Genomic DNA, 15,721 nt, shown 5'->3' with positions numbered 1-15,721 from the left:
CGCCCGTCCGTAATCCATCAGCAATCCGTACGTTTGTCCGCCGGAGTGGCCACCGGAGCGTCGTTGGCGTATGGCAGTCTGGGGCGGCCAGTTGCCGAGCGGCAGGAGGGGTCGCGGGTGGCCGCGATACGTTTGACCCGGACACACCGGATATTGGTCGGGGTGGTCGTCGCCGGCGCAGTGATCATCGCCGGGATCGGTTTCGCCGGATCCTATGCCGCCGTGCGCACCCTCGCCCTCGACAAGGGCTTCGGCTGGTTCGCCAACGTCTTCCCGATCGGCGTCGACGCGGGCATCGTCGTCCTGCTCGCCCTCGACCTGCTGCTGACGTGGCTGCGCATCCCCTTCCCGCTGCTGCGGCAGACGGCGTGGCTGCTGACCGGGGCGACGATCGCCTTCAACGGCGCCGCGGCCTGGCCCGACCCGCTGGGTGTGGGCATGCACGCGATCATCCCGGTGCTGTTCGTGGTGTCGGTGGAGGCCGCACGGCACGCGATCGGCCGGGTCGCGGACATCACCGCCGACAAGCACATGGAGGGTGTGCGCTTCACCCGCTGGCTGCTCGCACCCTTCCCGACCTTCCGGCTGTGGCGGCGGATGAAGCTGTGGGAGCTGCGCTCCTACGAGGAGGTCATCAGGCGCGAGCAGGACCGGCTGGTCTACCGGGCCAGGCTGCGGGCGCGCTACGGCGTCGCGTGGCGGCGCAAGGCCCCGGTCGAGGCGATCATGCCGCTGCGACTGGCGAAGTACGGGGTACCGCTGACCGAGACCGCGGACGCCGGGCTCGCCGCGGCCGGCATCGAACCGCACACGCCCGCCAAGGAGTTGACGGCGGCACCGGCGGCGGCCGAGCCGGCGGCGCAGGCCGCACAGCAGTCCGCCGGCGAAGGTGCACAGCCCTCAGCGGCCGAGGCGGCGGCCCAGGCAGCGGAGCCCGAGGACGTGCCGGAGCCGCTGTACGCGGAGCAGGTCTACGGGCACCAGTACGACCCGCGCTACGACCCGCACTTCGACCCCAGGTACGACCCGCGCTACGACCCCCGGTACGCCTACGACCAGCAGCAGTTGCAGCAGCAGGCGCAGCAGTGGCAGGGCGCCCCGCACAACAGCCCCTGGTTCGCGGCCCAGCAGGGCTACATCCAGGAGCAGCAGTTCCAGGCCCAGCAGTACGAGCAGTACCAGCAGCAGGAAGCTTTCGCCGAGCAGCAGGCCCAGCAGCTCCAGCCCCAGCAGCAGCCGCAGCCCGAGCCGGAGCCCGCGGGACAGGTACGGGTCCCGGCAGGACCCAACCGCACCCGCCCGCTGGGCGGCGCCGCGGCGGCAGCGGTCAACGGGGCGAACGGGCTGAACGGCGGCACCCGGACGATCCCGGGTCCGCGGGCCGAGGAGGTCCCGGCCGCGGTCCGGCAGGACGTGCAGGAGCCGGTGGCCGTGCCCGCGGCCGAGCCGGAGCCGGTGCCCGAGCCGGGACTCGACATCCCCGACGGGGTCTCGGTGGAGGAGGCCTACTTCGCCGCCTACCGCCAGTACGTGCGCGAGCAGGGCCACTTCCCGAACGCCCGGCAGTTCGCCCGCTACCTGCCGAGCCTTTACGGCGGCACCGCGCCCGAGGAGCGCCACCTGGTCGCCTCGATCCGCGACATGCGCTACCGCTTCCAGTCCGAGGCGGACACCGAGCACATCCCGTAGAGACACTTACGCGGACACAAGACAGAGGACAGGCGAACGGCCCGGGTGGACTCACCGTCCACCCGGGCCGATCCGTTGTGTCTGCGGGCAGGACTACCTGCGGCCCGCCGTGGCGACGACGCCGGTCGGCTGGAGCGGCTCGTAGCCCTGCGCCAGCAGTTCCGCGGCGACCGACACCGGGCCTGCGGCCGGCTGGTTGCAGGTCAGGGCGACGGTCGTGCGGTAGGTGCCGCCGGGGCCGAGGTCGACGACGGTCGGAGGGGTGACCGTGGCGACGAGGGTGCCGCCGGGGCCTTCGGCGAGCGAGACCGGCTCGCCGTTGGCGGTCAGGGTGACGTCGTCGGGGGTCAGGCCGCCCTTGCGGGACAGCGTCAGGCGGGTGCCGACAGAGCTGTAGAAGGGGCCGTCGGCCGGGCTGGTGAAGGTGATGGTGCCCTCGGCGGAACAGGCCGCGCCGCCGCCACCGCCGTTGCCGCCCTTGAGCGCGGCCGGCGCGACACCGTCGGCCGGTGAGGTCTGGGCGGCCTGGGCGGGCGAGGCGGCGGCCTGTGCGGACGGGGCGGCGGACGAGGCGCCGTCGGCGCTCCACGTGCCAGGGCCGCCCGGGTCGCCGGGCGCGGTGGGCGTGAGGTCGACGCGTCCGGTCGCGGTCCTGGCGACGGCGAAGTCGTAGACGGTGCCGTTGACCGTGAGGTTGTCCACGTACGTGTCGAGGCTCGCGCTCGCGTCGCCGAGCCGGCCGACGTTGGCGATCACGCCGATCGCCCCGTCACCGGTGGCGTTGCAGGCGGCGGCGTAGTCGCTGAAGGGGTGGTCGCTGCCGGCGGCGAACGTGCCGACCGCCCGCGAGGTGCGCCACAGGGCGGCGCCGCCCGCGTCGAAGTGCCGCCAGGTGTCGGCGACGGCACCGGTGCGGCCCTGCGCGTCGGTGGCCAGCTGCGGCTGGAAGCTGAGGGTGGTGAAGGCGCCCTGGCAGAAGCCGGGCAGCTGGAGGTTCGCCCCGAAGGCGACGGCCGACGGGGTGCTGGTCCAGCCGCGGACGTACATGTCGTACGACAGCGGGTTCGCGCCGATCGCGCCGAAGGTGGCGACCCGGTTGAAGTAGTGGGCGGCCTGGGCCTGCTGGGCCTGGGCGGCGCCGGCGACCGACAGGTGGAGGCTGCCGTTGAAGCGGACCGGGTCGGCGAAGGGCGCGACCTCCTGCACACCGTTGGGGCGCCCGGCGTTGGACGGGTCGTCCTGGAGGCGGAGCCAGGGGCCTTGCGGCCCCAGGTCGGCCGCGGTGACCCGCTGGTGCACGACCGCCGCGGACGCGGTGGCGGGAGCGAGGACGGCGGGGGCCGCCAGGACGGCGGCTGTGGTGAGGGACGCGGCGAAACACGCGGCGAGGCGGGGCATACGGCGGGGCTCCCATCGGGTCCGGCTGCTGGCGGGAAGCTATGGATCCCACCGCCGGCCAGGCCCGACGCCCGCGCCGCTCCTATCTCACCCTGACGGCCCGCCCACCCTGCCCGGGTGGCAGGGGGTTTCGTCATCCGGGCGGCCCTGCCGGAACAGGGCCGCCCGGAGAGCAGGTTCAGCCGCCGGCGCCCAGCAGGGTGCGCACCCGGTCCTGGCCGACCGCGAGCAGCAGGGTGGGCAGCCGGGGGCCGGTGTCCCGGCCGACCAGCAGCTCGTAGAGCAGCGCGAAGAAGGACCGCTGGGCGACCTTCAGCTCGGGCGTAGGCTTGGCATCGGGCGCGAGCCCGGCCTGCACCTTCGGCACCGCGTAGACCAGGGTGGTCAGGCCGTCGAGCGACCAGTGCGAGCCGAGCCCGTCGACCAGCAGCTTCAACGCGCCCCGCTCGGCGTCGTCCAGTGCGGCGAGCCGCTCGGTGTCGGGCTCGGCCCGCACCACGGTCCGCTGCTCTGCGGGCACCTGGCTGGAGATCCAGTGCTCCGCCCGGTCCAGCCGCGGCCGCACCTCGTCCAGCGAGGCCAGCGGCCGGTCGGGCTCCAGCTCGGAGAGGATGCGCAGCGTCTGCTGCTCGGCGCCCGCGGTGATGTCGGCGACCGAGGCCAGCGTCCGGTAGGGAAGCGGCCTCGGGGTGCGCGGCAGCTCGCCTGCCGCGGTGCCGGCGGCGCGGGCGTAGGCGGCGACGTCGCCGGGCAGCGCGGTGCCGTCCTCGACCTTGCGGGTCAGCGCGTCCCACTCGTCGTAGAGCCGCTGGATCTCCTGGTCGAAGGCGATCTTGAAGGACTGGTTGGGGCGGCGGCGGGCGTAGAGCCAGCGCAAAATCTGCGGCTCCATGATCTGCAGCGCGTCGGCGGGCACCGGCACCCCGCCCTTGGACGAGGACATCTTGGCCATGCCGGAGATCCCGACGAAGGCGTACATCGGCCCGATGGGCTGCCTGCCGCCGAAGATCGGCCCGACGATCTGCCCGCCGACCTGGAAGGACGACCCGGGTGAGGAGTGGTCGACGCCGGACGGCTCGAAGACGACGCCCTCGTAGGCCCAGCGCATCGGCCAGTCGACCTTCCAGACCAGCTTGCCGCGGTTGAACTCGCTGAGCAGTACCGTCTCGCCGTGCCCGCACGCGCAGGTGTACGTCAGCTCGGTCGTCTCGTCGTCGTAGGCGGTGACGGTGGTGAGGTCCTTGCCGCACTGCCCGCAGTAGGGCTTGTACGGGAAGTACTCGGCCCCGCTGCCGCTGCCGTCGTCCTCCTCGGCCGCGCCCGAGCCCTGCTCGGCTGCCAGCTCCGCCTCGTCGACCGGCTTCTGCGACTGCTTGGCCGGCGCCTTCTTCGTGCGGTACTGCGCCAGGATCGCGTCGATCTCGGCGCGGTGCCGCATGGCGTGCAGCACCTGGTCGCGGTAGGTGCCCGCCGTGTACTGCGCGGTCTGGCTGATGCCGTCGTACTCGACGCCCAGGTCGGCCAGCGCCGCCGCCATCTGCGCCTTGAAGTGCTCGGCCCAGTTCGGGTGCGGGGAGCCGGCCGGTGCGGGCACCGACGTCAGCGGCTTGCCGATGTGCTCGGCCCATGAGGCGTCGACGCCCGCGACACCGTTCGGGACCTTGCGGTAGCGGTCGTAGTCGTCCCAGGAGATCAGGTGCCGCACCTCATGGCCGCGCCGCCTGATCTCGTCGGCGACCAGGTGCGGGGTCATGACCTCGCGCAGGTTGCCCAGGTGGATCGGTCCTGAGGGGCTGAGCCCGGACGCGACGACAACGGGTTTCCCGGGTGCGCGGCGCTCCGACTCGGCGATGACGTCGTCCGCGAAACGGGAGACCCAGTCGGTCTCGGTGCTGCCAGCCACGGCTCTTCCTTCCTGGTCTGCGGGGGCCGCTCCTGGGGCGCCCCGACCGCTCCAGTCTCCCAGACCCGCACCCTCCGCCCCGCCACCCCTGTGGACAACTCCACGCGGTACGCCGCCCTGTGGATAACCCGCTCGCCGATCGCCTCGCGCATGGGAGACTGGAGGCTCGCAGCCGCGTGGCGCGACCACGTGCTGCACACCCACGATCCCGACACACGAAACGGCACCTCCATGGCCTCGGTCGCTTCCCTTTCCGCCTCGCTCCAGCAGCGTGTCTCGGCCGCCCTCGCGGCGGCCGTGCCGTCGGCCACCGGTGCCGACCCGCTGCTGCGACGTAGCGACCGGGCGGACTTCCAGGCCAACGGCGTGCTGGGCCTGGCCAAGCGGCAGAAGGCCGACCCGCGGGTGCTGGCCGCCGAGGTCGCCGCCGCGCTGCCCACCGCGGGTGGCGCGGGCGCCGACGGCGACGACACGATCGCCGCGGTCGAGGTGTCGGGTCCCGGCTTCCTCAACATCACCGTGTCCGACGCGGCCATCACCCGCAATCTCGCCGCCCGGGCCGCCGACGACCGGCTCGGGGTGCCGCTCAAGGAGCACCCGGGCACCACCGTGGTCGACTACGCGCAGCCGAACGTGGCCAAGGAGATGCACGTCGGCCACCTGCGGTCCTCGGTGATCGGCGACGCGATCGTGAAGATCCTGGAGTTCGGCGGCGAGCAGGTCGTGCGCAGGCACCACATCGGCGACTGGGGCACCCAGTTCGGCATGCTCGTGCAGTACCTGATCGAGCACCCGCACGAGCTGGACCACAGCGAGGACGAGGGCGACACGGGCGAGGCCTCGATGTCCCGGCTCGACCGGACCTACAAGGCCTCGGGCGCGCTGTTCAGGTCCGACGAGGCCTTCAAGGAGCGGGCCAGGCGCCGGGTGGTGGACCTGCAGGCGGGCGACCCGGAGACGGTCGCGCTGTGGCAGCGGTTCGTGGACGAGTCGAAGATCTACTTCGACTCGGTCTACCGCAAGCTGGACATCGAGATCCGCGACGAGGACATCGTCGGCGAGTCCGGTTACAACGACATGCTGGTCGAGACCTGCGACCTGCTGGAGAAGTCCGGTGTCGCGGTGTGGTCGAACGGCGCGCTGTGCGTCTTCTTCGACGACATCAAGGGCAAGGACGGTGAGCCGGTCCCGCTGATCGTCCGCAAGACCGACGGCGGCTTCGGCTACGCGGCCACCGACCTGTCCGCGATCCGCAACAGGACCGGCGACCTGCACGCCGACACCCTGCTCTACGTGGTCGACGTCCGGCAGTCGCTGCACTTCCGGATGGTCTTCGAGACCGCCAGGCGGGCCGGCTGGCTCACCGACGAGGTCACCGCGCGGCACCTGCCGTTCGGCACCCTGCTGGGCAAGGACGGCAAGCCGTTCAAGACCAGGGCGGGCGAGAGCGTCAAGCTGGAGGACCTGCTGGACGAGGCGGTGCAGCGGGCCACGGCCGTGGTCAGGGAGAAGGGCGAGAAGATCGGCCTGACCGAGGAGGAGATCACCGCCAACGGCGTCCAGGTCGGCATCGGCGCGGTGAAGTACGCCGACCTGTCCACCTCCCTCGGCCGGGACTACGTCTTCGACCTCGACCGGATGGTGTCGCTCAACGGCGACACCAGCGTCTACGTGCAGTACGCCTACGCCAGGACCCGGTCGATCTTCCGCAAGGCCGGGGAGGGGCAGCGGGCGGTCGCGCACCCCGAGCTGCCGCTGGAGGCAGCCGAGCGGGCGCTCGGCCTGCACCTGGACGCCTTCGGCGACACCCTCGCCGAGGTCGCCGGGGTCTACGAGCCGCACCGGCTGGCGTCCTACCTCTTCCACCTCGCCTCGCTCTTCACCACCTTCTACGAGCAGTGCCCGGTGCTCACCGCCGACGGCGGCCCGGCCCAGGTGGAGAACCGGCTGTTCCTGTGCGACGTGACCGCCCGCACCCTGCGGCAGGGCCTGTGGCTGCTCGGGATCCGCGCCCCCGAGCGGCTCTGACCCCGCAGTAGGCCCCGCGACAGGCCCGCAGTGGGCCGTGCGCCCGCCGCCCGTACGCCGGGTGCCGCAGCTGCCCCCGCCTCGGCGGGCGGGGGCAGGCCACCTGTGGTGCGATGGTGGGTAGGGCAATGTCGGCACGAAGCGGGCAGGCGGCACGTGGCGGAAGAGGGGACGCAACCGGAGATCGACTACCGGGCGGTCTACAAGAGGCTGCCCGCCGGTATCGCGCTGCTCACCCCCGAGCTGTGCTTCGCCGACGCCAACGACGCGTATGTGCTGCTGTCCGGCCGCTCCCTGGACGACCTCACCGGCCGCTACATCTTCGACGTCTTCCCGGACAGCCCCCAGCGGGCGGACACCGCGAACGGCCCGACGAGCCTGGGCGCCTCCCTGCGCCATGTGCTCGCCACCCGGGAGCGCGACAGCCTCGCCCTCCAGCGCTACGACGTCGAGCTTCCCGACCGCCCCGGCACGTTCGAGGAGCGCTACTGGAGCACGATCAACACCCCGATCCTCGACGCCGCAGGCGAGGTCGTGCTGATCGCCCACCGGGTCGAGGAGGTCACGGCCTTCATGCGGGCACAGAGCGGCGGCCGGCCCGACGACGCCAAGCTGAGGGCCGAGCTGTACATGCGGGCGCGCGAGCTGCAGGAGGTGAACGCGCGGATGCGCGAGGCGCACGCCCGCGAGCGGGAAGTGGCGCTGACCCTGCAGGCCGCGCTGCTGCCCGCGCCCCGCCCCGTCGGCCACCGGGCCGCCGTACGCTACCAGCCCGCGGTCAGCGCGCTCAACGTGTGCGGCGACTGGTACGACCTGGTGGAGCTGCCGGGCGACCGCGCCTCGGTCGCCGTCGGCGACGTCGTCGGGCACGGCCTGAGTGCCGCCAGCGTGATGGGCCAGCTCAGAAGCGCGCTGAGCGCCGCCGCCCGGGTCACCTCCGGTCCCGCGGAGGCGCTGGACGCGCTCGGGCTGTACGCCAGGTCCGTGGAGGGCGCCGAGTCCACCACGGTGGTCAAGGCCTTCATCGACTGGCCGGAGCGCACCATCACGTACAGCAACGCGGGCCACCCGCCGGCCGCGCTGCTGCACCCCGACGGCTCGGTGCAGTTCCTCGACCAGGCCACCGACCCGCCGCTCGGCGCCCGCCCGGACCACCAGCCGCGACCGCAGGCCACCGTGGACTTCACGGCCGGCTCCACCCTGGTCCTGTACACCGACGGGCTGATCGAGCGGCGCCACGAGGACATCGACGTGGGGCTGGCACGGCTGGCGTCCGCACTGCGGCACCGGGCGCTGTTCGACCCGGAGAGCCTGGCCGACACGCTGCTCGCCGAGCTGATCCCGCCGACCGGTGCCACCGACGACACCGCCCTGGTCGTCCTGCGGCTGTGACACGATAGTTTGTTCCCGCACGTGTCCCCTTCACGTGTGACGTGCCGGCAGGACAGATAAGGCGGGACACAGCGAATGACCTCACCCGTGGACGAGGGCCGGATCCTCCCCAGGCACGCCGCGGTGCCACTGCCACGCGCCGATCCCGACCCGCGCCCCGCACCGCCGGTGGCCAAGCACCCCGGCAAGCGGCGGCTGTACGTCCTGGACGGGCTGCGGCTGGTCGCCGCGCTGATGGTCGTCGCCTACCACTACATGGCCTACAACCGGGTGCACTACTGGGGCAAGAGCACGGCCGCGGTCTTCCCGACCGGGAACAAGTTCGCGATATACGGCTGGCTCGGGGTGTACCTGTTCTTCCTGATCAGCGGCTTCGTGATCTGCCTGTCCTGCTGGGGGCGCACACCGCGGCAGTTCGCGGTGTCCCGCTTCATCCGCCTGTACCCGGCGTACTGGGTGGGCCTGATCCTCACCACGGCCGTGCTGTACTTCCGGCCCGGCGGCACCAAGCTGGAACTCACCGACGTGCTGACCAACGCCACGATGGTGCAGCAGGGGCTGCACGTCCACGACGTGGACGGCGTGTACTGGTCGCTGTGGGCGGAGCTGCGCTTCTACATGCTCTTCGCCGTCGTCGTCGTGATGGGCCTGACCTACCGCAGGGTCGTCAGCTTCTGCGTCATCTGGCTGGCCGCCTCGGTCATCGCCGAGGCCACCGGCGACAAGCTGCTCAACGTCGTCGCCAACCCCGTCTACTCGCCGTTCTTCATCGGCGGTGTCGCGATCTACCTGATGTACCGCTTCGGGCCGCGCCCCGAGCTGTGGCTGCTGACCGCCGCCTCCTGGCTGGACGGGCAGCACCAGATGAAGGTCCTGGTGGCCGGTTCCGAGCGGGTCACCAAGGTCGACGAGTCCTGGACGGTGTCCATGGTGCTCGTCACCCTCTTCTACGCGGTGGTGATCGCGGCGGCCCTGGGCAAGCTGGACTTCATCAACTGGCGCTGGATGACGGTGGCCGGCTCGATCACCTACCCGCTGTACCTGATCCACGAGGACATCGGCTGGGAGATCATCCGGCACGGGCGGCACCACATGTCGCCGTACGCGCTGGTGGCGTGCATCGTGCCGGTCATGGTCCTGGCGGCCTACCTCATCCACCGGCTCATCGAACGCCCCGCGGCGGCCTGGCTGAAGAACTGGCTGTCCCCGGCCCGGGCCGCCGCGGTGCGGCCGCCGTCGTAGGAGCTACAGGCGCTGGGCGACCTCGGTCGCCCAGTACGTCAGGATCATGTTGGCGCCGGCCCGGCGGATCGAGGTGAGCGCCTCCATGATGGCGCGCTCGCGGTCGATCCAGCCGTTGGCCGCGGCCGCCTCGACCATCGCGTACTCACCGGAGATCTGGTACGCCGCCACCGGTACGTCCACGGTGTCGGCGACCTTGCGCAGCACGTCCAGGTACGGCAGCGCGGGCTTGACCATCACCATGTCGGCGCCCTCGGCGAGGTCGAGGGCCAGTTCGCGCATCGACTCGCGGAAGTTCGCCGGGTCCTGCTGGTAGGTCTTGCGGTCGCCCTTGAGCGAGGAGTTCACGGCCTCGCGGAAGGGGCCGAAGTAGGCGGAGGCGTACTTCACGGTGTACGCCAGGATCGCCACATCCTGCCGGCCGATCTCGTCCAGCGCGTCGCGGACCACGCCGACCTGGCCGTCCATCATCCCCGAGGGGCCGACCACGTGGACGCCGGCGTCCGCCTGGACCTGGGCCATCTCGGCGTAGCGCTCCAGGGTGGCGTCGTTGTCGACCCGGCCCTCGGCGTCCAGGACGCCGCAGTGGCCGTGGTCGGTGTACTCGTCCAGGCACAGGTCGGACATGACCACGAGCGCGTCGCCGACCTCCTCGACGACGTCCCTGATGGCCAGTTGCAGGATGCCGTCGGGCTCCGTGCCCTGGCTGCCGACCGCGTCCTTGACCTCGGGCACCCCGAACAGCATGATCCCGCCGACACCCGCGGTCGCCGCCTCGACGGCGGCCTTGCGCAGGCTGTCGCGGGTGTGCTGGTAGACGCCGGGCATCGAGGAGATCGCCTGCGGCTCGCTGATACCCTCGCGTACGAACGCCGGCAGGATCAGCTCCGCCGCGTCCAGCCGGGTCTCCGCGACCAGGCGCCGCATCGCCGGGGTCGTACGCAGCCGTCGCGGCCGCGCCCCGGGGAACTCACCGTAGCTCACCATTCCTCCACGGTACGCCCGCCCGGGGCGTGCTCTTCCCGACGCCGAGTCGGCGGCGGGAGCCCCGGGTTCGGGCTCAGACGCGGGCGCGGCGGCGGGCGCCGGGGCGGCGCTCGCTGGGCCGGGTGACCGGGTCGCCCGCGAGGGCCGCGGCCTCACGGCGGGCGACGCCGAAGTCGGCCAGCGCCTGCGCGAGGGCGTGCACGGACGGCTCGGGCGCCATCACGTCGACCCGCAGCCCGTGCTCCTCGGCGGTCTTGGCCGTCGCGGGGCCGATGCAGGCGATCACCGTGACGTTGTGCGGCTTGCCCGCGATGCCGACGAGGTTGCGCACGGTCGAGGACGAGGTGAAGAGCACCGCGTCGAAACCGCCGCCCTTGATGGCCTCACGGGTGTCGGCCGGCGGCGGCGAGGCGCGCACCGTCCGGTAGGCGGTCACGTCGTCGACCTCCCAGCCCAGCTCGACCAGGCCCGCCACCAGCGTCTCGGTGGCGATGTCGGCGCGCGGCAGGAACACCCGGTCGATCGGGTCGAAGACCGGGTCGTAGGGCGGCCAGTCCTCCAGCAGCCCGGCCGCGGACTGCTCGCCGCTGGGCACCAGGTCCGGCTTGACGCCGAACTCGACCAGCGCCTGCGCGGTCTGCTCGCCGACGGCTGCGACCTTTATCCCGGCGAAGGCGCGGGCGTCCAGGCCGTACTCCTCGAACTTCTCCCGCACGGCCTTGACGGCGTTGACCGAGGTGAAGGCGATCCACTCGTAGCGCCCGGTGACCAGGCCCTTGACCGCGCGCTCCATCTGCTGCGGGGTGCGCGGCGGCTCGACCGCGATGGTCGGCACCTCGTGCGGCACCGCACCGTACGAGCGCAGCTGGTCGGAGAGCGACGCGGCCTGCTCCTTGGTGCGCGGCACGAGCACCCGCCAGCCGAACAGCGGCTTGGTCTCGAACCACGACAGGTGCTCGCGCTGGCCGGCCCGCTCCCCGACCACGGCTATCGCCGCGATCGGGCCCTCAGGCGTCGGCAGCGCCTTGGTCGCCTTCAGCTCCGCCGCGATGGTGGCCAGCGTCGCGGTCCAGGTGCGCTGCCGGGTGGTGGTGCCGGCCACGGTCACCGACAGCAGGGTGTCGGGCCTGCGGCCCGAGCCGATCAGCTCGGCGGCGGTCGCGGCGACCGTCTGCAGCGTCGTGGAGACCACCAGTGTCGCGTCGCTCGCGCCGACCTCGCTCCAGCACCTGTCGGACGCGGTGGCCGCGTCCACGAAGCGCACGTCGCCGCTGAGCGGCACACCGGCGTAGGCAGGCACGCCCACCGCGCTGGCGATGCCGGGGACGACCTCGAAGGGGATGCCCGCCTGGGCGCAGGCCAGCATCTCCGCGGCGGCGCAGGCGTCGAGCCCGGGGTCGCCGGCCACCGCACGCACCACCCGCTTGCCGGTCCGCGCGGACGCCATGACAAGCTGTGAAGCGGCATCGGCGATGGCGGAGGTGTCCAACACCTCACCGTCCGCGGCCGGTTCCGCCGTGTTCACGTCCGTGCGGGCGTGGGTGCGGACGACGTCGAGCACGGGCCTGTCGCCGACCAGCAGGTCGGCGTGGGCGAGCGCCTCGACGGCGCGCAGGGTCAGCAGCCCGGGGTCACCGGGCCCGGCACCCAGGAAGGTGACGTGACCGGTTGCGGACCGCCCGGCGGAGCCGGGACTTGCGGTGGTGCCGGCCGAAAGGGCCGTACCGGCGGCGGTGTTCGTCGTAGCAGCGACGGCGGCGGGGTTCAAAGTGCGCGCTCCCCCATAAGACCGGCCGCACCCTTGGCGAGCATCTCGTCGGCGAGTTCGCGGCCCAGGGCACGCGCTTCGTCGTCGGACGCCGGTACGGGACCGGTGATGGACATCTGCACCAGCGAGGTGCCGTCGGTGGTGCCGACGACGCCGCGCAGGCGCAGCTCGGAAGTCTGCCCGTCGGCCACGAGGTCGGCCAGCGCGCCCACAGGGGCGCTGCAGCCGGCCTCGAGGGCGGCGAGCAGGGATCGCTCGGCGGTCACGGCGACCCGGGTGAACGGGTCGTCGAGCCCGGCGAGCTGTGCGGCCAGCTCCGGGTTGGAAGCGGCGCACTCGACGGCCAGTGCCCCCTGGCCGGGGGCGGGCAGTACGGCGTCGGCGGCGATCAGCTCGGTCGCCTCAGCGATCCTGCCGATACGGTTCAGCCCGGCGGCGGCCAGCACGACGGCGTCGAGCTTGCCGGAAGTAACGTACCCGATCCTGGTGTCAACGTTGCCACGGATCGGTACCGTCTCGACGTTCAGACCGTGTGACCGCGCCCACGCGTTGAGCTGGGCCGTGCGGCGCGGCGAGCCCGTGCCGACCCGGGCGCCGGGGGGCAGCGCTTCGAAGGTCAGCCCGTCCCTGGCCACCAGTGCGTCCCGCGGGTCCTCGCGGACCGGGATGGCGGCGAGCGTCAGCCCCTGCGGGGCGGCGGTCGGCAGGTCCTTCAGGCTGTGCACGGCGAAGTCGATCTCACCGGCGAGCAGGGCGTCCCGCAGCGCCGAGACGAAGACGCCGGTGCCGCCGATCTGGGCCAGGCTCTCGCGTGAGACGTCGCCGTAGGTGGTGATCTCCACGAGCCGGACCTCGCGGCCGGTCAGGTCGCGGACCTGGTCCGCCACCATGCCGGACTGGGCCATCGCCAGCTTGCTCCTGCGCGTGCCAAGCCGCAGCGGCGGCGCGGCACCGGCGGACGGCATCGAGCTCGGTGCGTCCCGGCGCGCTGCCGACTGCGGATCCGTTTCGGCTGCTCGCGCAGTTCCGCCCCCAGGGCTTCGCCTGGGGGTACCCCCAGCGCCTCCTTCGGGGCGCTCCTCAGGTACCGCCTTGGTCATCAGCCAGCCTCGATTCGGTTCTGCTCCACGGCCTTGGGCCGGGTCTCGGCCCGGCTGACGGCGGCGACCGCCTGCGGGTCGAGGTCGAAGAGTTCGCGCAGCGCGTCGGCGTACCCGGCGCCGCCGGGCTCGCCCGCGAGCTGCTTGACCCGCACGGTCGGCGCGTGCAGGAGCTTGTCGACGACGCGGCGCACGGTCTGGGTGATCTCCGCGCGCTGCTTGTCGTCCAGATCGGGCAGCCTACCGTCGAGCCGGGAAAGTTCACCCGCCACGACGTCGGCCGCCATCGCGCGCAGCGCCACCACGGTCGGGGTGATCCTGGCGGCGCGCTGGGCGGCGCCGAAGGCGGCGACCTCCTCGGCGACGATCGCCTGGACGGCGTCCACGTCGGCAGCCATGGGGGCGTCGGCGGACGCGGCGGCCAGCGACTCGATGTCGGCCAGCACCACACCGTCGAGGCCGTGCGCGGCCGGGTCGACGTCCCGCGGCATGGCCAGGTCCAGTACGGCCAGCGGCCGGCCGGCGGCGCGCAGGTCGTCGGCGGAGAGCACCAGGCCGGTGGAGCCGGTGCAGGAGACCACGAGGTCGGCCTCGGCCAGTGCGGCGGCCAGCCGGGTCATGCTGACCGCCTGCGCCCGGGTGCCCTGCTCGGTGAGCTGGGCGGCCAGCCGGACGGCACGCTCGGGGGTGCGGTTGGCGATCGTCAGGTGGGCGACGCCGGCGCGGGCCAGGGTGGCGGCGGCCAGCGAGGACATCGAGCCCGCGCCGACGACCAGGGCGCGCTTGCCGGCCAGCGGGCCGGTCGCGGGGGCGAGCTGGGCCAGCCCGAAGGTGACCAGCGACTGACCGGCCCGGTCGATGCCCGTCTCGGAGTGTGCGCGCTTGCCGACCCGCAGTGCCTGCTGGAACAGGTCGTTGAGCAGCCGGCCCGCGGTGTGCAGCTCCTGGCCGACCGCGAGGGCGTCCTTGATCTGGCCGAGGATCTGGCCCTCGCCGACGACCATGGAGTCCAGGCCGCAGGCCACCGACAGCAGGTGGTGGACGGCACGGTCCTCGTAGTGCACGTACAGGTGCGGGGTCAGCTCTTCCAGGCCGACACCGCTGTGCTGGGCGAGCAGCGTGGACAGCTCGGCGACACCGGCGTGGAACTTGTCGACGTCGGCGTACAGCTCGATGCGGTTGCAGGTGGACAGCGCCACCGCCTCGCTCGCCGGCTCGGCGGCCAGCGCGTCCTGCAGCAGCTTGCCGCGCGCGTCCTCGGTGAGCGCGGCCCGCTCCAGCACGCTCACCGGCGCACTGCGGTGCGAAAGCCCGACGACCAGAAGGCTCATGCGCGTCCCTCGCTTCGCTCGGGCCGGCCTTCGTCCGGGGCGCACCTTCTGATGATTCTCCCCCAGCCTCCGGCCGGGGGTGCCCCCATGCTGTGCTCGCTCATGCGGGCATCACGGCGGGTACGTCCCCGTCGGGCTCCTGTCGCCCCTCGCCCGCCTTGCGCTGCTCGTGGAAGGCGAGGATCTGCAGCTCGATGGACAGGTCGACCTTGCGTACGTCCACGCCGTCCGGCACCGACAGCACGGTGGGGGCGAAGTTGAGGATCGAGGTCACCCCGGCGTTGACCAGCCGGTCGGTGACCTCCTGTGCGGCGCCGGCCGGGGTCGCGATGACCCCGATCGACACCTGGTTGTCGGCGACGATCGCTTCGAGTTCGTCGATGTGCCGCACCGGCAGGCCCGCGACCAGGCGGCCGGCCAGCGAGGCGTCGGCGTCCAGCAGGGCCGCGACGCGGAAGCCGCGGGAGGCGAACCCGCCGTAGTTGGCGAGGGCGGCGCCCAGGTTGCCGATACCGACGATGACGACCGGCCAGTCCTGGGTGAGGCCCAGTTCGCGGCTGATCTGGTAGACGAGGTATTCGACGTCGTAGCCGACGCCCCTCGTGCCGTACGAGCCGAGATAGGAGAAGTCCTTGCGCAGCTTGGCCGAGTTGACTCCGGCAGCGGCGGCTAGCTCCTCCGAGGACACGGTGGGCACGGATCGCTCGGACAGAGCGGTCAGCGCCCGCAGGTACAGCGGAAGCCTGGCGACGGTGGCCTCGGGAATCCCTCGGCTGCGGGTCGCCGGTCGGTGCGATCGGCCAGTTGCCACGGTGCTCCTGCGGGTAGAGCTGGGCTGAGGGCGACCACGGTCTTTGGAGCCGCCCCGTGCACGCCAGGCTAT

The 15,721-nt window shown here is 72.6% G+C and carries 11 protein-coding genes; 4 read left to right on the top strand and 7 right to left on the bottom strand.

Going from position 1 to position 15,721, the window contains the following annotated elements:
- The first annotated feature begins 117 nt into the window (after window positions 1–117).
- Complete coding sequence (locus JT723_RS24400) at window positions 118–1,689, top strand: DUF2637 domain-containing protein (RefSeq protein WP_205046924.1); 1,572 nt, start codon at window positions 118–120, stop codon at window positions 1,687–1,689.
- Window positions 1,690–1,782: 93 nt separating this feature from the next.
- Here the strand turns inward: JT723_RS24400 and JT723_RS24395 are convergent, their stop codons facing one another.
- Both JT723_RS24395 and lysS read right to left on the bottom strand, forming a co-directional pair.
- Window positions 1,783–3,087: a hypothetical protein gene (locus JT723_RS24395; protein ID WP_205046923.1), complete on the bottom strand. Its 1,305-nt coding sequence runs from the start codon at window positions 3,085–3,087 to the stop codon at window positions 1,783–1,785.
- 178 nt (window positions 3,088–3,265) lie between these two features.
- A complete protein-coding gene (gene lysS, locus JT723_RS24390; protein ID WP_205046922.1) occupies window positions 3,266–4,990 on the bottom strand; it encodes a lysine--tRNA ligase in 1,725 nt (574 codons plus the stop codon).
- A 231-nt stretch (window positions 4,991–5,221) separates the two neighbouring features.
- Here lysS and argS point away from each other — a divergent pair, with 231 nt between their 5' ends.
- From argS to JT723_RS24375, 3 genes are all read left to right on the top strand, one after another.
- Window positions 5,222–7,018 carry an arginine--tRNA ligase gene (argS, locus tag JT723_RS24385; RefSeq protein WP_205047024.1) on the top strand — a complete coding sequence of 599 codons (1,797 nt, stop codon included), beginning with the start codon at window positions 5,222–5,224 and terminating at the stop codon, window positions 7,016–7,018.
- 156 nt (window positions 7,019–7,174) lie between these two features.
- Window positions 7,175–8,410 (top strand): PP2C family protein-serine/threonine phosphatase, encoded by a 1,236-nt coding sequence (locus JT723_RS24380; protein ID WP_205046921.1) that lies wholly within the window; start codon window positions 7,175–7,177, stop codon window positions 8,408–8,410.
- 75 nt (window positions 8,411–8,485) lie between these two features.
- Window positions 8,486–9,652 (top strand): acyltransferase family protein, encoded by a 1,167-nt coding sequence (locus JT723_RS24375; protein ID WP_205046920.1) that lies wholly within the window; start codon window positions 8,486–8,488, stop codon window positions 9,650–9,652.
- 3 nt (window positions 9,653–9,655) lie between these two features.
- Here the strand turns inward: JT723_RS24375 and hemB are convergent, their stop codons facing one another.
- The 5 genes from hemB to JT723_RS24350 all read right to left on the bottom strand — a co-directional run bounded on the left by hemB (window position 9,656) and on the right by JT723_RS24350 (window position 15,649).
- Window positions 9,656–10,639 (bottom strand): porphobilinogen synthase, encoded by a 984-nt coding sequence (gene hemB, locus JT723_RS24370; protein ID WP_205046919.1) that lies wholly within the window; start codon window positions 10,637–10,639, stop codon window positions 9,656–9,658.
- A 73-nt stretch (window positions 10,640–10,712) separates the two neighbouring features.
- Window positions 10,713–12,290, bottom strand: a complete 1,578-nt coding sequence (locus JT723_RS24365) for a bifunctional uroporphyrinogen-III C-methyltransferase/uroporphyrinogen-III synthase (RefSeq protein WP_240166133.1) — start codon at window positions 12,288–12,290, stop codon at window positions 10,713–10,715.
- Window positions 12,291–12,403: 113 nt separating this feature from the next.
- Entirely contained in the window at window positions 12,404–13,372 is a 969-nt protein-coding gene (gene hemC / locus JT723_RS24360; RefSeq protein WP_205046917.1) for a hydroxymethylbilane synthase, read from the bottom strand.
- 134 nt (window positions 13,373–13,506) lie between these two features.
- The gene (locus tag JT723_RS24355) at window positions 13,507–14,838 is read right to left on the bottom strand and encodes a glutamyl-tRNA reductase (protein ID WP_205046916.1); all 1,332 of its coding nucleotides are present in this window, start codon (window positions 14,836–14,838) and stop codon (window positions 13,507–13,509) included.
- A 100-nt stretch (window positions 14,839–14,938) separates the two neighbouring features.
- Entirely contained in the window at window positions 14,939–15,649 is a 711-nt protein-coding gene (locus JT723_RS24350) for a redox-sensing transcriptional repressor Rex (RefSeq protein WP_033177671.1), read from the bottom strand.
- Window positions 15,650–15,721: the final 72 nt, after the last annotated feature.

It is taken from the genome of Actinacidiphila bryophytorum, from assembly GCF_016916835.1.
Lineage (GTDB): Bacteria > Actinomycetota > Actinomycetes > Streptomycetales > Streptomycetaceae > Actinacidiphila > Actinacidiphila bryophytorum.
The sequence above is the reverse complement of the archived record's forward strand: the minus strand, read 5'-3'. Positions and strand labels throughout refer to the sequence as shown.